The sequence below is a fragment of the Nocardioides nanhaiensis genome, from assembly GCF_039542785.1.
Lineage (GTDB): Bacteria > Actinomycetota > Actinomycetes > Propionibacteriales > Nocardioidaceae > Nocardioides > Nocardioides nanhaiensis.
The window spans coordinates 376206-393717 of the sequence record NZ_BAABIM010000003.1 but is presented as its reverse complement, the minus strand read 5'-3'; the positions used below and the strand labels follow the sequence as shown (position 1 = coordinate 393717).

At 72.8% G+C, this 17512-nt stretch carries 16 protein-coding genes; 5 read left to right on the top strand and 11 right to left on the bottom strand.

Annotated elements, in window-relative coordinates:
• Positions 1–8: 8 nt before the first annotated feature.
• The 3 genes from fabI to ABD948_RS15965 all read right to left on the bottom strand — a co-directional run bounded on the left by fabI (position 9) and on the right by ABD948_RS15965 (position 1893).
• Positions 9–782, bottom strand: a complete 774-nt coding sequence (gene fabI / locus ABD948_RS15975) for an enoyl-ACP reductase FabI (RefSeq protein WP_345267596.1) — start codon at positions 780–782, stop codon at positions 9–11.
• 69 nt (positions 783–851) lie between these two features.
• Positions 852–1544 carry a beta-ketoacyl-ACP reductase gene (locus ABD948_RS15970; RefSeq protein ID WP_345268031.1) on the bottom strand — a complete coding sequence of 231 codons (693 nt, stop codon included), beginning with the start codon at positions 1542–1544 and terminating at the stop codon, positions 852–854.
• Positions 1545–1680: 136 nt separating this feature from the next.
• Positions 1681–1893 carry a dodecin gene (locus ABD948_RS15965; protein WP_345267595.1) on the bottom strand — a complete coding sequence of 71 codons (213 nt, stop codon included), beginning with the start codon at positions 1891–1893 and terminating at the stop codon, positions 1681–1683.
• A 125-nt stretch (positions 1894–2018) separates the two neighbouring features.
• On the opposite strand from ABD948_RS15965, the gene ABD948_RS15960 reads away from it, so the two are divergent.
• Together ABD948_RS15960 and ABD948_RS15955 are read left to right on the top strand one after the other, a co-directional pair.
• A complete protein-coding gene (locus ABD948_RS15960) occupies positions 2019–2342 on the top strand; it encodes a DUF3099 domain-containing protein (RefSeq protein ID WP_345267593.1) in 324 nt (107 codons plus the stop codon).
• A 137-nt stretch (positions 2343–2479) separates the two neighbouring features.
• Positions 2480–2707: a hypothetical protein gene (locus ABD948_RS15955; protein WP_345267591.1), complete on the top strand. Its 228-nt coding sequence runs from the start codon at positions 2480–2482 to the stop codon at positions 2705–2707.
• 25 nt (positions 2708–2732) lie between these two features.
• Here ABD948_RS15955 and chrA read toward each other — a convergent pair whose 3' ends face one another.
• Together chrA and moaA are read right to left on the bottom strand one after the other, a co-directional pair.
• Positions 2733–4118 (bottom strand): chromate efflux transporter, encoded by a 1386-nt coding sequence (gene chrA / locus ABD948_RS15950; RefSeq protein ID WP_345267589.1) that lies wholly within the window; start codon positions 4116–4118, stop codon positions 2733–2735.
• Between the two features lie 93 nt (positions 4119–4211).
• Positions 4212–5210, bottom strand: coding sequence for a GTP 3',8-cyclase MoaA (gene moaA, locus ABD948_RS15945; protein ID WP_345267587.1), 999 nt, complete (start codon positions 5208–5210; stop codon positions 4212–4214).
• 35 nt (positions 5211–5245) lie between these two features.
• Between moaA and ABD948_RS15940 the strand changes: the two genes are divergently transcribed.
• Entirely contained in the window at positions 5246–6121 is an 876-nt protein-coding gene (locus ABD948_RS15940) for an SURF1 family cytochrome oxidase biogenesis protein (protein ID WP_345267585.1), read from the top strand.
• Between the two features lie 157 nt (positions 6122–6278).
• Here the strand turns inward: ABD948_RS15940 and ABD948_RS15935 are convergent, their stop codons facing one another.
• From ABD948_RS15935 to ABD948_RS15925, 3 genes are all read right to left on the bottom strand, one after another.
• Positions 6279–8006, bottom strand: a complete 1728-nt coding sequence (locus ABD948_RS15935) for a glycerol-3-phosphate dehydrogenase/oxidase (protein WP_345267583.1) — start codon at positions 8004–8006, stop codon at positions 6279–6281.
• 87 nt (positions 8007–8093) lie between these two features.
• Positions 8094–9605 carry a glycerol kinase GlpK gene (gene glpK / locus ABD948_RS15930; RefSeq protein ID WP_345267581.1) on the bottom strand — a complete coding sequence of 504 codons (1512 nt, stop codon included), beginning with the start codon at positions 9603–9605 and terminating at the stop codon, positions 8094–8096.
• 91 nt (positions 9606–9696) lie between these two features.
• Positions 9697–10566 (bottom strand): MIP/aquaporin family protein, encoded by an 870-nt coding sequence (locus tag ABD948_RS15925; RefSeq protein WP_345267579.1) that lies wholly within the window; start codon positions 10564–10566, stop codon positions 9697–9699.
• A 127-nt stretch (positions 10567–10693) separates the two neighbouring features.
• Here ABD948_RS15925 and ABD948_RS15920 point away from each other — a divergent pair, with 127 nt between their 5' ends.
• A complete protein-coding gene (locus ABD948_RS15920; RefSeq protein ID WP_345267577.1) occupies positions 10694–11455 on the top strand; it encodes an IclR family transcriptional regulator in 762 nt (253 codons plus the stop codon).
• Positions 11456–11462: 7 nt separating this feature from the next.
• Positions 11463–12977: a glycerol kinase GlpK gene (glpK, locus tag ABD948_RS15915; protein ID WP_345267575.1), complete on the top strand. Its 1515-nt coding sequence runs from the start codon at positions 11463–11465 to the stop codon at positions 12975–12977.
• 9 nt (positions 12978–12986) lie between these two features.
• On the opposite strand, the gene ABD948_RS15910 is transcribed toward glpK (ABD948_RS15915), so the two are convergent.
• The 3 genes from ABD948_RS15910 to ABD948_RS15900 form a co-directional block, all read right to left on the bottom strand.
• Complete coding sequence (locus ABD948_RS15910) at positions 12987–14864, bottom strand: ABC transporter ATP-binding protein (RefSeq protein ID WP_345267573.1); 1878 nt, start codon at positions 14862–14864, stop codon at positions 12987–12989.
• 102 nt (positions 14865–14966) lie between these two features.
• Positions 14967–15782, bottom strand: a complete 816-nt coding sequence (locus tag ABD948_RS15905; protein WP_345267571.1) for an enoyl-CoA hydratase/isomerase family protein — start codon at positions 15780–15782, stop codon at positions 14967–14969.
• Between the two features lie 49 nt (positions 15783–15831).
• A complete protein-coding gene (locus ABD948_RS15900) occupies positions 15832–17430 on the bottom strand; it encodes an ABC-F family ATP-binding cassette domain-containing protein (protein ID WP_345267569.1) in 1599 nt (532 codons plus the stop codon).
• Positions 17431–17512 lie beyond the last annotated feature (82 nt).

The following is a 17512-nucleotide window of genomic DNA, read 5'->3' as shown; positions in this document are numbered from 1 at the left end:
TGGCGGGGTCAGGCGCCCATCGCGTGGAAGCCGCCGTCGACGTGCACGATCTCGCCGGAGGTGGCCGGGAAGAGGTCGGAGAGGAGGGCGCAGACGGCCTTCGCGGTCGGCACGTGGTCGGTGTTGTCCCAGCCGAGCGGCGCCCGGCTGCTCCACAGGTCCTCGAGGTCGGAGAAGCCAGGGATGGCCTTGGCCGCCAGGGTCTTGAGCGGCCCGGCGGAGACCAGGTTGACGCGGATGCCCTCGGGGCCCAGGTCGCGGGCCAGGTAGCGCGAGGTCGACTCCAGGCCGGCCTTGGCCACGCCCATCCAGTCGTAGGCCGGCCAGGCGACGGTGGCGTCGAAGGTCAGGCCGACGACGGAGCCGCCGGCGCCCATCAGCGGCTTGCAGGCCATCGCCAGCGACTTCAGCGAGTAGGCCGAGACCTGCACCGCCTGCGCGACGTCCTCCCAGGGACCCTCGAGGAAGCGGCCACCGAGCAGGGTCTCGGGGTTGCCGTAGGCGATGGAGTGGACGACGCCGTCGAGGTGGTCGGTGTGCTCGCGGACCTGGTCGGCCAGGCCCGCCAGGTGGTCGGCGTCGGTGACGTCGAGCTCGAGCACGGGCGGCTCGGTGGGCAGCCGCTTGGCGATGCGACGGGTGATGCCCAGCGCGCGACCGAAGTTGGAGATGAGCACGGTGGCGCCCTGCTCCTGGGCCACCTTGGCCGTCGCGAAGCCGATGGAGGAGTCCATGGTCACGCCTGCGACCAGGATGGTCTTGCCCTCGAGGATGCCTGACATGGGATGTGCCTCTCGTTCGGTGCGTGCGTGCGGTGCGTGCGGTGCGTGCGGGATCTGGGGCGGGGCGGGTCAGTGACCCATGCCGAGGCCGCCGTCGACCGGGATCACGGCACCGGTCACGTAGGCGGCACCCTCGCCGGCCAGCCAGGTGACGGCGGAGGCCACCTCGACGGGGTCGGCGTAGCGACCCAGCGGCACCTGCGTCTTGATGCTGGCGCGCTGCTCGTCGCTCAGCACCGCGGTCATGTCGGTGTCGACGAAGCCGGGCGCCACGACGTTGGCGGTGATGCCGCGGGAGCCGAGCTCGCGGGCCAGCGAGCGCGCCATGCCGACCAGGCCAGCCTTGGAGGCGGCGTAGTTGACCTGCCCGGGCGAGCCGAGCAGGCCGACGACCGAGGAGATGAAGACGATGCGGCCCCGGCGCAGGCGCAGCATGCCCTTGCTGGCGCGCTTGGCGAGCCGGAAGGAGCCGGTCAGGTTGGTGTCGATGACCGAGGACCAGTCCTCCTCGCTCATCCGCAGCACCAGGGTGTCGGCGGTGATGCCCGCGTTCGCCACCAGCACCTCGACCGGGCCGTGGGCGGCCTCCACCTCGGCGAAGGCCGCGTCGACGGCAGCGGGGTCGGTGATGTCGCAGCGGACGTCGAGCGCGCCGTCGGGCGCCCCGCCGCTGCGGGTCGTGACGGCGACCTTGTCACCCTGGGCGAGGAAGGCCTCGGCGATGGCGCGGCCGATCCCGCGGTTGCCGCCGGTGACCAGCACCGACCGGGGCTCCGGGGCCTGCGTCGTGGTGCCGGCGGCAGCGTCGTCACGGGCGTCGTCGGTGGGGTTCTGGCTCACGCTCGACGACGCTAGTGATTACTCCGGGGTACTCCGAACCGGGCACCCCGGGGCGCGGTCAGTCGTCCTCGAGGCGGAAGCCCAGCTTCATGCCCACCTGGAAGTGCTGGACGCCGCCGTCCTTGACCTGGCCGCGCACCTGGGTGACCTCGAACCAGTCGAGGTGGCGCAGCGTGCGGGCCGCCCGCTCGACGCCGTTGCGGATGGCGGCGTCGATGCCGTCGGGCGAGGTGCCGACGATCTCGGTGATGCGGTAGGTGCGGTCGGACATGGAGGCCTCCGGGCTGCTGGGTGCGACGAACGGGCTGGGAGCGGATCTGTGGACGTATCTGCGCCGGGAGCGGGTGTGATGCATCCGGCTGGGTCGGCTGATGGTAGCGACGTAGGCTCGGGAGCATGGCCAGGGCACGCAACGACGACGACGCCGTCCGCATCACCACCGCCTCCGCCAGCCGTCACGAGGACATCCGACGGCGGCAGCGGCGCTACCTGGCGTCGATGAGCCTGCGCACCATCTGCTTCGTGGGCGCGGTCATCGTCGGCGAGGGTCTGGCCATGTGGCTGCTGATCTTCGGCGCCATCTTCCTGCCCTACGTGGCCGTCGTGATGGCCAACGCGGTCACCACGCGCAACGACGCCTTCGACCTGCGCGCGCCGACCGTCGCCCGCCCCCAGCTCGAGGGCGGCACGGGTCGCCAGTCCATACCCCCGGGGTCATAGCGTCCCACCGCACGCCATCTGTCAGACTTGGGCGCGCGGTGCTCCACTCCCCCCGATCGGGGCCCGCGCGGTGCCGGGTGGAGCAATCCCGAGACCACCCGGCACCGCCTCGGTGCCCGCCCGCCCCAGGAGGACCCGTGCCGGAGCGCCACGACGGACCGGCGGCGGCCGACGACGCACCCGAGCGCCTCGTGTGCTCGGCCAAGGGCTGCACCGACGACGCCACGTGGCGCCTGCTCTGGAACAACCCCAAGCTGCACACGCCCGAGCGGCGCAAGGAGTGGCTGGCCTGCGACCAGCACCGGGCGTCGCTGGGCGACTTCCTCGGTGCGCGCAGCTTCCTGCGCGACGTCGTCGCCGTCTGACGACCCCCTCCCTGGACCGGGGGCGCTAGACGGCGGCGCGCAGCAGCCCGACGACGACGCCCAGCAGCGCACAGGCGCCCAGCGTGCGCAGCACCGACCAGCCGCGGCCGAACACCAGCCCGGCGCCGACCAGCGTGATGCCCAGCGCCACCCACTGGACCGAGCCGAGCACGGGCAGCTCCAGGTCGAGCGGACCGTCGGTCACCCGGACCCTCTCGGCGAACAGCGTGTGCAGCGCGAAGTAGACCGCCAGGCTCCCGATGACGCCCACGACCGCGGCGGTGATGCCGGTCAGGGCCGACGAGATCGCCCGGTTGCCGCGCAGTCGCTCCACGTAGGGGGCCCCGAGCAGGATGAACAGGAAGCACGGCACGAACGTGACCCAGGTGACCAGCAGCGAGGCCACCACGGCGGCCACCCAGGGGTCGAGCACGCCCGGCGCCCGGTAGGCGCCCAGGAAGGCCACGAACTGCACGACCATGACCAGCGGACCGGGTGTGGACTCCGCCAGCGCGAGACCACGCACCATCTCCCCCGGCGCCAGCCAGCCGTAGACGGCGACCGCCTGCTGCGCCACGAAGGCCAGCACCGCGTAGGCGCCACCGAAGGTCACCAGTGCCGTGCCGGCGAAGAAGAGGCCCTGGTCGACGTAGACCGACGAGCGGCCCAGGACGAGCGCCGCCAGCGCGACGGGAGCGCCCCAGAGCAGTAGCCCCACGCCCAGGGTGAGCGCAGCCCGCCTGCCCGAGGGCCGCTCGGCGTGCAGGGCGTCGTCGCTGATCAGCGGCGCAGGTCCGTCGTCGACGGGGGCCGCCTTCGGGGTCGTCAGGGTGGGGACGGCCCGTCCCAGCCACCAGCCCAGCGGCGCCACGAGCGCGATGACGACGGGGAACGGGACGCCGAAGAAGGTCAGCGCCACGAACGCCGCCACGGCCATGGCGACGAGCGCCGGGTGGGTGAGACCCCGGGAGGCGACCTTGACGACGGCCTGCAGGACGATGGCGATCACGGCCGGCGCGAGACCCAGGAACAGCGACTCGACCAGCGTGGTGTCGCCGAAGGCGACGTAGATGCCCGAGAGGGCCAGCAGGGCCACCACCCCGGGCAGGATGAACAGGATGCCGGCCACCAGCGCGCCCCGGACGCCGTTGAGCAGCCAGCCCACGTAGGTGGCCAGCTGCTGGGCCTCCGGCCCCGGCAGCAGGGTGCAGTAGGAGAGCGCGAAGAGGAAGCGCTGCTGCCCGATCCAGCGCTTCTCGTCGACCAGGGTCCGCTGCATCACCGCGATCTGCCCGGCGGGTCCGCCGAAGGTCTGCAGCGAGATCGCGAACCAGGTGCGCGCGGCCTGGCGCAGCGCGATGACGTCTCCAGGCCTCGCACCGTCGGGTGGCTCCGGGCGAGGATCGCTCACGCTGTCACCCCACGACGCTGCACGGCGTCAGCGTCGTGGCTGCCCTCGGGCAAAGTCAAGCGGACCGATGGTGTTACCGGTCAGGGGTCGCGCTCAGCCGCCGATGGCCGACATCGGGCGGTCGGGCTGCAGGAAGGTCGGGTCGTCGATGCCGTGGCCGGCCGCCTTGCCGTGCATGGCCACGACCCAGCGCTGGGCGATCTCCTCGTCGGAGGCCCCGCCGCGCAGCGCGGCGCGCAGGTCGGACTCGCTGCGCGCGAACAGGCAGTTGCGCACCTGGCCGTCGGCGGTGAGCCGGACCCGGTCGCAGTCGCCGCAGAAGGGGCGGGTGACCGAGGCGATGACGCCGACCGTGGCCGGGCCGCCGTCGACGGTGAACAGCTCGGCCGGCGCGCTCCCCCGCGGCTCGGACGCCGGGGTGAGCGCGAACTCGGCCTGCAGCCCCGTCAGGATCTCGTCGGCGGTGATCATGCCCTCGCGGCTCCACCCGTGCTGGGCGTCGAGCGGCATCTGCTCGATGAAGCGCAGCTCGTAGCCGCGCTCCACGCACCAGCGCAGCAGCTCGCACGCCTGGTCGTCGTTCTGGCCGCGCAGCAGCACGGCGTTGACCTTGACCGGCCCCAGCCCGGCCGCCTCGGCGGCCGCGAGGCCGGCGACGACGTCTTCGAGCCGGTCGCGCCGGGTGATCTCGTGGAACGTCTCGCGACGGACGCTGTCCAGGCTCACGTTCACGCGGGCCAGGCCCGCCTCGGCGAGCGCACCGGCCGTGCGGGCCAGGCCCAGTGCGTTGGTGGTGATCGACATCTCGACCTCGGGCGCAGCAGCGTGGACGCGTCCGACGATGTCGACCAGTCCGCGACGCACCAGCGGCTCGCCGCCGGTGAAGCGCACCTCTTGCACGCCGAGCCGCTCGGTGGCCACCAGCACCAGGCGCACGACCTCGTCGTCGGTGAGCACCTGCTCGGTGGGCATCCAGTCCAGGCCCTCCGGCGGCATGCAGTAGGAGCACCGCAGGTTGCAGCGGTCGGTCAGCGAGACACGGAGATCCGTGGCCACGCGGCCGTAACGGTCGGCGAGCGGGAGCACCTGCATACCTCCACCCTACGGTGTGCACCTACTCTGGAGGCGTGCGCTCGTTCGCCTTCCTGCTCAGCCGTCGCTGGCTGCTCTTCGCGCTCGCGGTGGTGCTCCTGGCCGCCGGGGCGTGGTGGCTGGGCCAGTGGCAGTTCGACCGCCTCGAGGACCGCCAGGCAAGCAACGCCGTGGTCCGCGCCAACGAGGCCAAGGCACCGGCGGCCGTCGACGAGGTGCTCGCCGTCGGGCGACCCGTCTCCAGCCAGGACGAGTGGCGGCTGGTGGAGGCCACCGGCACCTACGCCGTCGACGAGACGATCATCGTGCGCTACCGCACCCGCGAGGGCGCCTCCGGCGTCGACGTCGTGGTGCCGCTGGTCACCGAGCAGGGGCCCGCTCTGCTGGTCGACCGGGGGTGGCTGGCCACCGAGGCCCAGGGCACCACCACGCCCGACGACGTGCCGGCGCCGCCCTCGGGCGAGGTCACCGTGACCGGCTGGGTGCGCGCCGACGGCACGGGCGACAGCACCGCCGTCTCCGACCTCTCGACCCGCGCCGTCTCCAGCGTCACCATCGGCGATGCCCTCGACCGCGACGTCTACGGCGGCTTCGCCGACCTGCAGAGCGAGAGCCCCGAGCCGGCCGTCTCGCTGGAGCCGGTCGAGCTGCCCGAGCTCGACAACGGCCCGCACTTCTTCTACGGGCTGCAGTGGTGGTTCTTCGCGCTGCTCGCCCTCGTGGGCTTCGGCTACCTCGCCTACGACGAGCGCAAGCGCGGGCCGTCGGGCCAGCGACCCCGGCGCGAGCAGAAGCCACGCAGGCCGGCCAAGCCCCCCAAGCAGCCCAGTGCGCGCAAGGTGCGCGACGCCGCGCGCCGCGAGGCGGTGCGGGCGGAGATCGAGCGGCAGGAGCAGTCCTCGAGGCGCTAGGTCGTCCGGGCCCGTCGCGAGTCCCACGCGTCACCCCAGCCTCAGCTTTACCCGGTCGACCGGGTACCCCCCCCGCTTGTCGGCCTGAATATTGGCCGACAAGCAGCACAACGGGCCGACAAGTGAGGTCCGAACCCCTGTTCGACCCCTCGTCGTGTCAGGCCTGGCTGACCGGGACGACGTCGGGAGCGCCCTTGCGGGCAGCGTCGGCGGTCTCGTCGTCGGGCATCGTCTGGCTCTCCCGCTCGGCCTCGACCCGCTTGACGTAGTGCTCCACCTCGCGGTCGCGCTGGGTCTCGTCCCAGCCGAGCACGGGCGCGAGCAGGTCCGCCACGTGCGGTGCGGCGGCGACGCCGCGGTCGAAGGTCTCGATGGAGACGTGCGTGCGACGGGTGAGCACGTCGTCGAGGTGCCGCGCCCCCTCGTGCGAGGCGGCGTAGACGACCTCGGCACGCAGGTAGTCCTCGGCCCCCTCGAGCGGCTCGCCCAGCGAGGGGTCCTCGGTCACGAGGTCGAGGAGCTCGGTGACCAGCGTGCCGTAGCGCTCGAGCAGGTGCTCCACCCGCGCCACGTGCAGGCCGGAGTCCTGGGCCAGGGCACGGCGACGGTTCCACAGCGCCGCGTAGCCCTCGGCGCCCAGAAGGGGCACGTCCTCGGTGACGCACGGGCCGACCCGGCGGCCCAGCACGCCCTCCAGGCCGTGCACGGCCTCGTCGACGGCGTCGGCGGCCATCACGCGGTAGGTCGTGTACTTGCCGCCCGCGACCACGACGAGGCCGGGCACGACGTGGGCGACGGCGTGCTCGCGCGAGAGCTTGGAGGTGGCCTCGCTCTCGCCGGCGAGCAGCGGGCGCAGCCCGGCGTAGACACCCTCGACGTCGGCGTGGGTCAGCGGGGTCTCGAGCACGGTGTTGACGTGCTCGAGCACGTAGTCGATGTCGCTGGCGCTGGCGGCCGGGTGGTCCTTGGAGAGCTCCCAGTCGGTGTCGGTGGTGCCGATGATCCAGTGCCGCTTCCACGGGATCACGAACAGCACCGACTTCTCGGTGCGCAGGATCAGCCCGGAGTCGCCGCGGATCCGGTCGCGGGGCACCACGAGGTGGATGCCCTTGCTCGCCCGCACGCGGAACTGGCCGCGCTCGTGCGCCAGGCCCTGGGTCTCGTCGGTCCAGACGCCGGTCGCGTTGATCACCTGTGCCGCGCGGACCGCGAACTGCTCCCCGGTCTCGAGGTCGACGACCTCGGCGCCGGTGACGCGCTCGCCCTCCTTGAGCAGGCCCACGACACGGCAGCGACTGGCGATCGAGGCGCCGTAGGCGGCCGCGGTGCGCGCCAGGAACATCGTGTGCCGGGCGTCGTCGACCTGGGCGTCGTAGTACTGCAGCGCCCCCACGAGCGCGTCCTTGCGGAGCGAGGGGAAGATCCGCCGGGCGCCGCGGCGGGTGAGGTGGCGGTGCAGCGGCATGCCCGACCCGTGCCCGCTGGCGCGCGAGAGCGTGTCGTAGAGCGCGACGCCGGAGCCTGCGTAGAGCCGCTCCCACCCGCGGTGCTTCAAGGGGTAGAGGAACGGCACCGGCCGCACCAGGTGGGGGCAGAGCCGCTGCATCAGCAGCCCGCGCTCCTTGAGCGCCTCGGCGACCAGCCGGAAGTCGAGCATCTCGAGGTAGCGCAGCCCCCCGTGCACGAGCTTGGAGGAGCGGCTCGAGGTGCCCGAGGCGAAGTCGCGCGCCTCCACCAACCCCACCGAGAGGCCTCGGGTCGCGGCGTCGAGCGCCGCTCCGGTGCCCACGACTCCCCCGCCCACGACCAGGACGTCGAGGCGTTCCTCGCGCATCCGGCCGATGGCCTGGGTGCGGGTGGCGGGCGAGAGAGGTACGGGGGTCATCGGGGGTCCTCCCGGTGGGTGGTGGGGCGGTGGCGGGTGTGCCGGGTGCGTGCCGGGTGTGGCAGGTGCCGTGCGGGTGCGTCCGGATCAGTCGACGTCGACCCAGTCGAGCGTGCGCTCGACGGCCTTCTTCCACTGCCCGAAGCCCTCGCTGCGCTGCTCCTCGGACCAGGTCGGCTCCCAGCGCTTGTCCTCGTTCCAGTTGCGCCGCAGCTCGTCGGTGTCCTTCCAGAAGCCTACGGCCAGGCCCGCGGCGTAGGCCGCGCCGAGCGCCGTGGTCTCCGCCACCACCGGCCGGCTCACCGGCACGCCGAGCACGTCGGCCTGGATCTGCATGCACAGCTCGTTGGCGGTCACGCCGCCGTCGACCTTGAGCACCTCCAGCTTCACGCCGGAGTCCTTCTCCATCGCCTCGGTCACGTCGCGGCTCTGGTAGCAGATCGCCTCCAGGGTGGCGCGTGCCAGGTGGGCGTTGGTGTTGAAGCGCGAGAGGCCGACGATGGCGCCGCGCGCGTCGCTGCGCCAGTAGGGGGCGAAGAGCCCCGAGAACGCGGGCACGAAGTAGACGCCGCCGTTGTCCTCCACCTGCCGCGCCAGGCTCTCGGACTGCGAGGCTCCGCTGATGATGCCGAGCTGGTCGCGCAGCCACTGCACCGCCGAGCCCGTGACGGCGATGGAGCCCTCGAGCGCGTAGACGCAGTCGGCGTCGCCGAACTTGTAGGCCGGCGTGGTGAGCAGGCCCGCCTTGGACCTGACGATCTCGGTCCCGGTGTTGATGAGCATGAAGTTGCCGGTGCCGTAGGTGTTCTTGGCCTCTCCGGGGGCGAAGCAGACCTGACCCACCGTAGCGGCCTGCTGGTCGCCGAGGATGCCGGTGAGCGCCACCTCCCCGCCGGCGGGACCGTTGGCGCGGGTGTGCCCGTAGGTCTCGGAGGAGGAGCGGATCTCGGGCAGCATCTGCCGCGGGATGTCGAAGAAGGAGAGCAGCTCGTCGTCCCACGCGAGGGTCTCGAGGTCCATCAGCATGGTGCGGCTGGCGTTGGTGACGTCGGTGAGGTGGAGCCCGCCGTCGGTGCCGCCGGTCAGGTGCCACATCAGCCAGGTGTCGGTGTTGCCGAAGATCGCGTCGCCGCGCTCGGCCGCCTCGCGCACGCCGTCGACGTTCTCGAGGATCCACTGGATCTTGCCGCCGGAGAAGTACGGGGCGGGCGGCAGGCCGGCCCGCTGGCGGATCGTGTCGCCCTTGCCGTCACGCTCGAGCTTGGAGGCGATCCGGTCGGTGCGGGTGTCCTGCCACACGATGGCGTTGTAGTAGGGGCGCCCGGTGTTGCGGTCCCACACCACGGTCGTCTCGCGCTGGTTGGTGATGCCGATCGCGGCGAGGTCCGAGGGCTGCAGCCGTGCCTTGCCGAGGGCGGTCTGGATGACGGCGGAGGTGCGCTCCCAGATCTCGACGGGGTTGTGCTCCACCCACCCCGCCTGCGGCAGCACCTGCTCGTGCTCGAGCTGGTGCTTGGCGACCTCCGAGCCGCTGTGGTCGAAGATCATGAAGCGGGTGCTGGTGGTGCCCTGGTCGATGGCACCGACGAAGTCGGCCATGGTCACTCCTGGTGGTCGGTGGTGTGGTCGGTGATGTGGTCGGGACGTGCGGGTGGTCGGGGATCCGTGGTGCGGCCAGGTGGGCCGCTAGTCAGCCGGCGGGGGTCTGGACCCCCTTCTCGGCGGCGGTCTCGGGCTCGGCGGGGCCCAGGTGGCGCTCGATGAGGTGCACGAAGGCGAAGCCACCGATGAGGGCGCCCACGAGCGGGCCGACGATCGGCACCCAGAAGTACAGGGATCCGTCGTTGGCCGACTGCCAGATGTCGCTGCCGTAGCCGGTCAGCCAGCCGGCCAGGCGCGGACCGAGGTCGCGCGCGGGGTTGATGGCGTAGCCGGCGTTGGCGCCCCAGGCCATCCCGATGCCGACGACGACCATGCCCACGAACCAGGGCGTCAGGTTGGCCAGCGGGGGGTTGTTGTGGGCCGTGGTGAGGGCGAGGACGAGGAAGACCAGGACGGCGGTGCCGAGCACCTGGTCGCCCAGCGCGGTGAAGGTCGAGACAGGGTCGCCGGCCATGTCGACACCGGGTGAGGTGACGAAGATGCCCATCGAGGCCTTGCCCACCTCGGGGTCGAAGCCGCTGATGAAGTCGGCGTAGAGCAGTCGCACGAGCAGCGCCGCGACGAAGGCTCCGGCCAGCTGGGCGAGCGCGTACGGCCCGACCTTGCGCCAGGGGAAGCCGCGGAAGACGGCGAGCGCCACCGTGACGGCGGGGTTGAGGTGTGCGCCGGTGATCTTGCCGGCCGTGTAGATGCCGAGCACCACGCCCAGGCCCCAGGCCCAGCTGATGGAGTCGACGTCCCCGCGGCCGGCGGCCACGACGGAGGCCACGACGCCGCAGCCGAAGAGGATCAGGATCAGGGTGCCCGCGAACTCCGCGCACAGCTCGCCCCACAGCGTGGGCTCGTGCGCGGCCGGCTCGCGGGCCGTGGTGGTGCTCTCGACGGTGTGGTCGGCCATGCGGTGACTCCTCCCGAGGTCGCGCGCCGCCCCGTTGCGGCGCGCGAGACGTGACGCTAGGCACGTGTGTGACGTGGGTCAACGAGCACCGTTCGACAATGGCGAACGGCAGTGCGACGCTGGTCCGGTGCCCGGTCGGATCCAGAGTCTCGAGCGCGGCGCGGCGGTGCTCTCGCTCCTGGGCGGCGCCTCGCCCGACCTCTCCCTGGCCGAGGTCGCCGACGCCCTCGGGCTCCCCCGCCCGACCACGCACGGCCTGCTCGCCACCCTCGTGCACGTGGGCTTCGTGCAGCAGGACGGGCGCAGTCGCCGCTACCGGCTCGGCGCCGGGCTGACCTCCCTGCAGCAGCACGGCGTCGACCGTCACGACCTGCGCTCCACGGCCACGAGCTGGTGCGACTCGCTGGCCGCGCGCACCCGGGCCGAGGTGCTGGTGTGCGTGCGCACCGGTGACGCCGCCGAGGTCGTGCACCACGTCTTCCGCCCCGACGGGAGCGAGCAGCGCCTGCGCGTCGGCGAGCTGCTGCCGCTGCACGCCACCGGCGTGGGCCGGGCGCTGCTGGCCGCCTCGACGACGGGGCACCGTGCGCTCACCGGGCCGCTCACCGCCTACACCGCGCGCACCCCCACCGCGAGCACGCGGTTGGCCGGGCTGCTCGACCGGGCCCGCGCCGCCGGCTTCGCGGCCGCCCCGGGCGAGCACGTCCCCGAGGTCGGCGACGTCGGCGCCGCGCTGCGCGGCGTCGGCGGTCTCCCGGTGGGTGCGGTCGCCTGCGCCGGGCACGTGGACACGCTCTTCGGGCCCGACGGCGTCGCCCGCCCCGAGGTGGCGCAGGCGGTGACGGCGACCGCCGCCGCGATCAGCCGCGCCCTGGTGACACCCCGGTGAGCGTCGGATGACCGGGACGCCGGGGCGCTCGGTGGTGGCCGCCATCGACCAGGGCACCACCTCGACGCGCTGCCTGCTCTTCGACCACGACGGCCAGATGGTCTCGCTCACCCAGCGCGAGCACCGCCAGCACTACCCCCGGCCGGGGTGGGTGGAGCACGACGCCGAGGAGATCTGGCGAGTCGTGGAGCGGATCGTCCCCGAGGCGGTGCGCCAGGCTGGTCTCGAGCCGGCGCAGGTGGCCGGGCTGGGCATCGCCAACCAGCGCGAGACCACCGTGGTGTGGGACCCGGCCACCGGTCGGGTGCTGGCCCCGGCGATCACGTGGCAGGACACCCGCGCGGACGAGCTGGTGGCCGGGTTGGTGGCCGACGGGCACGCCGAGGAGTTCCGGCGTCGCTCCGGACTCACCCCCGCCGGCTACTTCGCCGGCCCGCGGCTGCGCTGGCTGCTGGACCACGTGCCGGGCCTGCGGGAACGCGCCGGTCAGGGCCGGGCGCTGTTCGGCACCATGGAGTCCTGGCTGATCTGGCAGCTCACCGGCGGACCCGAGGGCGGGCGCCACGTCACCGACGTCACCAACGCCAGCCGCACGATGATGATGGACCTGCGCACCCACACCTGGGACCCGGTCCTGCTGGACCTGCTGGAGGTGCCGCCGGCGGTGCTGCCCGAGATCGTGCCGACCACCGGGCCCTTCGGGGCGTGCCGCACGGTGCTGCCCGGCGTGGCGATCGGCGGCGCCATCGGCGACCAGCAGGCGGCTCTGGTGGGCCAGACCTGCTTCGCGCCGGGCGAGGCCAAGTGCACCTACGGCACCGGGGCCTTCGTGCTCCTCAACACCGGCGAGCGCATCGTCGACTCCCACCACGGCCTGATCCCCACCGTCGCCTACCACCTGCGCGACCAGCAGCCGGTGTACGCGCTGGAGGGCTCGATCGCGGTGACCGGCTCGCTCGTGCAGTGGTTCCGCGACGCGCTGGAGATGATCCCCACCGCCCCGCAGATCGAGACCCTGGCCCGCACGGTGGAGGACAACGGCGGCTGCTACATCGTGCCGGCGTTCTCCGGCCTCTACGCGCCGCGCTGGCGCGCCGACGCCCGCGGCATCGTCGTCGGGCTCACCTCCTACGTGCGCCGCGGCCACCTGGCCCGTGCGGTGCTGGAGGCCACCGGCTGGCAGACCTGGGAGGTGGTGCGCGCCATGGACGCCGACTCCGGCATCCCGCTGGCCGCGCTGAAGGTCGACGGCGGCATGACCGCCAACCACCTGCTGATGCAGTTCGTCGCCGACGTGCTCGACGTGCCGGTGGAGCGTCCGCTGGTCTCCGAGACGGTCTCGCTCGGCGCCGCCTACGCCGCCGGCCTCGGGATCGGCTTCTGGGCCGACCTGGAGGGCCTGCGCCGCAACTGGCACCGGGCGGCGCGCTGGACCCCGACCATCGACCCCGAGCACCGTGCCCGGGAGGCGGCCAACTGGTCCGACGCCGTCAACCGTGCCCTGGGGTGGAGCCCGCGCTGACGGCGCGGATCAGCCGGCCGTCGGCGTGAGCGGGTCGGAGGCGAACTGCGTGCGGTACAGCTCGGCGTAGAGCCCGTCGCGCGAGAGCAGCTGCTCGTGCGTGCCGGACTCCACGATGCTGCCCTGGTCGAGCACCAGGATCTGGTCGGCGTGGCGCACCGTGCTCAGCCGGTGCGCGATCACCAGCGAGGTGCGGCCCTCGAGCGCCGCGTCGAGGGCGCGCTGGACCGCGGCCTCCGAGCCGCTGTCGAGGTGCGCGGTGGCCTCGTCGAGCACCACGATCGACGGCGCCTTGAGCAGCAGCCTGGCGATCGCCAGCCGCTGCCGCTCCCCGCCGGAGAGCCGGTAGCCGCGGTCGCCGACGACCGTGTCGAGCCGGTCGGGCAGGCTGCGCACCAGGTCGGCCACCTGGGCCGCCTCGAGCGCGTGCCAGATCTCCTGCTCCTGGGCCTCGGGCCGGGCGTAGAGCAGGTTGGCGCCGATGGTGTCGTGGAACATGTGGGCGTCCTGGGTCACGTACCCGACGGCGTCCTCGAGCGACTGCAGCGTCACCTCGCGCACGTCGTGGCCGCCCACACGCACCGCGCCCTGCTGCACGTCGTAGAGCCGCGCCACCAGGTTGGTCACGGTGGTCTTGCCCGCGCCGGAGGGGCCCACCAGGGCCACCATCTGCCCGGGCTCGGCGACGAAGCTGACGTCGCGCAGCACCGGCCCGGAGTCGGTGGAGTCCCCGCGCGCCAGCACCTCGAGCGAGCCGATCGAGACGTCGTCGGCGCGCGGGTAGGCGAATCCGACGTGCTCGAACTCCAGCCGGCCCGCGTCGCGGGGCAGCCGGTGCGCGCCGTGGCGCTCCTGGACCAACGAGGGCAGGTCGAGCACCTCGAAGACCCGCTCGAAGCTGACCAGCGCGGTCATCACGTCGACCCGGACGTTGGAGAGCCCTTGGAGCGGCCCCAGCAGCCGCATGAGCAGCGTCGCGAGCGCCAGCAGCGTGCCGACCGTCAGTGTGCCGCTCACCGCCAGCTGGCCACCGACGCCGTAGACGAGCGCGGTCGCCAGGGCGGGCACGAGCAGCATGGCGGCGCCGAAGATGCGCGTCAGCAGCGAGATCCGCACCCCGAGGTCGCGCACCACCGCTGCCTTGGTGCCGAAGTTCTCGTCCTCCTCGCCGCGGCGACCGAACAGCTTGAGCAGCATCGCACCACCGACGTTGAAGCGCTCGGTCATGGTGTTGCCCAGGTCGGCGTTGCCGTCCATCTGGCGCCGGGTCAGACCCGCGAGCCGGGCACCGACCCAGCGCGAGATGACGAACAGCAGCGGGAAGAGCGCCACGCACAGCAGCGTGACCTGCCAGCTCAGCGCCAGCATGGCGATGCCGACCACCACGACGGCGACGCCGTTGGAGACGACCCCGGCGAGCGTGGAGGTGAAGGCCCGCTGGGCGCCGATCACGTCGTTGTTGAGCCGGGAGACCAGCGCCCCGGTCTGGGTGCGGGTGAAGAACGCCAGCGACTGGCGCTGCACGTGGCCGAACACCTGGGTCCGCAGGTCGTAGATGAGCCCCTCGCCGATGCGCGAGGAGAGCCAGCCGATCAGCACCGACAGGACGGCGTTGAGGACGGCGACCCCCGCCATGGCGAGGGCGAGCAGGGTGACCAGGCCGCGGTCGTCGGCCAGGATGCCGTCGTCGACGATGCGCTGCACCAGCAGCGGCAGCACGACGACCATCCCGGCCTCGAGGACGGTGAGGGCGAGGAAGACCGCGATCAGGCGACGGTGCGGGCGCGCGAAGCGGATCACCCGGCGCACGGTCTGCCGCTCGATGCGGTTGTCGACGACGCTGCGGTCGGTGCGCAGGCTGCGCCACGCGGCGGCGTTGGGGCTCATGCCTTGCACGGGCCCACCCCCTCTCCTCGCTCAACTGGCTCTACCGGCTCTACCGGCTCTAGTGGCCTGTCCCGGCCGGGCGGCCACGCGGCCGCCCGGGTCTCACCCGCCCATCAGCTGGGCCAGCTCGCGGAACCGGCGGGTCTGCGCCTCCCGCTCGAGGCGGCGCTGCTCCTCCAGGCTCCGCTCACCCGCCCCCAGCAGGAGGGCCTTGGTCTCACGGACCGCCCCGGCCAGCGGGGCGGTGAGAGCGGCCACGAGGTCGGCGACCGCCTGGTCCAGCTCGGCTGCCGGAACCACCGCAAGCGCGAGCCCGATCTCGGCTGCCTCGGCCGCGCCCACGCGCCGCGCCGTGGCGCAGATCTCGAGCGCTCTCATGTACCCAACACACTCGACCAGCGGTTGTGTTCCCGCGAGGTCGGGCACGAGCCCCAGCGCCGACTCCTTCATGCAGAAGCTGACGTCCTCGGCGACCACCCGCAGGTCGCAGGCCAGGGCCAGCTGGAAGCCCGCACCCACCGCGTGCCCCTGCACCGCGGCGATCGAGACGAACCGCGGGTCGCGCAGCCAGGTGAAGCCGCGCTGGTAGGCGTCGATGGTGGCGCTCACCTGGTCGTCGGGCAGGGCCAGCAGCGCGCTGACCGTCTCTTCCCCGTCGCCGCCGGCGGGGTCGAGCATGCTGCGGTCCAGCCCGGCGGAGAAGGCCGGACCCTCGCCGCGCACCACCACGACGCGCACCTCCTCGGGCAGCTGGGCCCCGACGGCGCTCAGCGTGCGCCACATCGTGGGCGTCTGGCTGTTGCGTCGCTCGGGCCGGGCGATCGTGAGGGTGGCCAGCGCGCCCTCGACCTCCAGCCGGAGCCCCGCGGCACTCAGCAGGTCGGGGGTGAGCGGGGTCTCGGGCGTGATCAGGGGCATGCTGCGGATCATAGGAGCGCGCACCGACGGTGAGCGCCGGCGCCCGCCGTCAGGCCAGGCTGACCAGGTCGGCGTAGTCCGGCGTCCAGAGGTCCTCGACGCCGTCGGGCAGGATCAGCACCCGGTCGGGCTCCAGCGCGTGCACCGCGCCCTCGTCGTGGGTCACCAGCACGATCGCGCCCTCGTAGCTGCGGATCGCGGCCAGCACCTCCTCGCGCGAGGCGGGGTCGAGGTTGTTGGTCGGCTCGTCGAGCAGCAGCACGTTGGCGCTGGAGACCACGAGCGAGGCCAGGGCCAGGCGGGTCTTCTCGCCGCCCGAGAGCACCGCGGCGGGCTTGTGCGCGTCCTCGCCGGAGAACAGGAAGGAGCCCAGCACCGAGCGCGCCTCGGTGTCGGTGAGCTGGGGCGCGGCGCTCTGCATGTTCTCCAGCACCGTGCGCTCGGTGTCGAGCGTCTCGTGCTCCTGCGCGTAGTAGCCGAGCTTGAGCCCGTGACCCGGCAGGACCCGGCCCGTGTCGGTCTCGTCGACCCCCGCGAGGATCCGCAGCAGGGTGGTCTTGCCCGCGCCGTTCAGACCCAGAATCACCACGCGCGAGCCGCGGTCGATCGCCAGGTCGACGTCGGTGAACACCTCCAGCGACCCGTAGGACTTGGAGAGCTCGGCCGCCGTCAGCGGGGTCTTGCCGCAGGGCGCCGGCTTGGGGAAGGCGATGTTGGCGACCTTGTCGGCACGCCGCTCACCCTCGACGCCGGCCATCAGCTTCTCGGCCCGCTTGAGCATCGACTGCGCCGCCTGGGCCTTGGTGGCCTTCGCGCGCATCTTGTTGGCCTGGTCGGTGAGCGTGCGCGCCTTGTTCTCGGCGTTCATGCGCTCGCGCTTGCGGCGCTTCTCGTCGGTCTCACGCTGCTGGAGGTAGTTGTTCCAGCCCATGTTGTAGACGTCGATCGTCTCGCGGTTGGCGTCGAGGTGCAGCACCTTGTTGACGCAGCGCTCCAGCAGCCCGGTGTCGTGGCTGATGACCACGAGGCCGCCCTTGTGGGCCACCAGGAAGTCGCGCAACCACAGGATCGAGTCGGCGTCGAGGTGGTTGGTGGGCTCGTCGAGCAGCAGTGTCTCGGCGCCGGAGAACAGGATCCTGGCGAGCTCGACGCGGCGTCGCTGGCCACCGGAGAGCGTGCGCAGCGGCTGGCCCATCAGGCGGTCGGCGATGCCCAGGCTGTGCGCGATCTGCGCCGCCTCGGACTCCGCGGCGTAGCCGCCACCCGCGTGCAGGTCGGTCTCGGCACGGGTGTAGCGCTTCATGGCACGCTCGCGCTCACGGGGGTCGTCGCTGCCCATGGCCTCCTCGGCCTGGCGCAGCCGGCGGACGACGTCGTCGAGCCCGCGGGCGGAGAGGATCCGCTCGCGGACCAGCTGCTCGGGGTCGCCGGTGCGCGGGTCCTGGGGCAAATAGCCGACCTCGCCGGTCGCCTGGACCGTGCCGGAGGCGGGCAGCCCCTCCCCGGCGAGGATCTTGGTGAGGGTCGTCTTGCCGGCGCCGTTGCGGCCGACGAGACCTATCTTGTCGCCGGCGGCGACCCGGAACGTCACGTCCTCCATCAGGAGTCGTGCGCCGGCCCGCACCTCGACCTGGTGGGCAGTGATCATGAGGCGCCCAGTGTCCCGCACTCGGGAGTCGCCACATAACTCGCGCCCCTCCCGGAAACGCGCAGCGACGCACGTCACACGT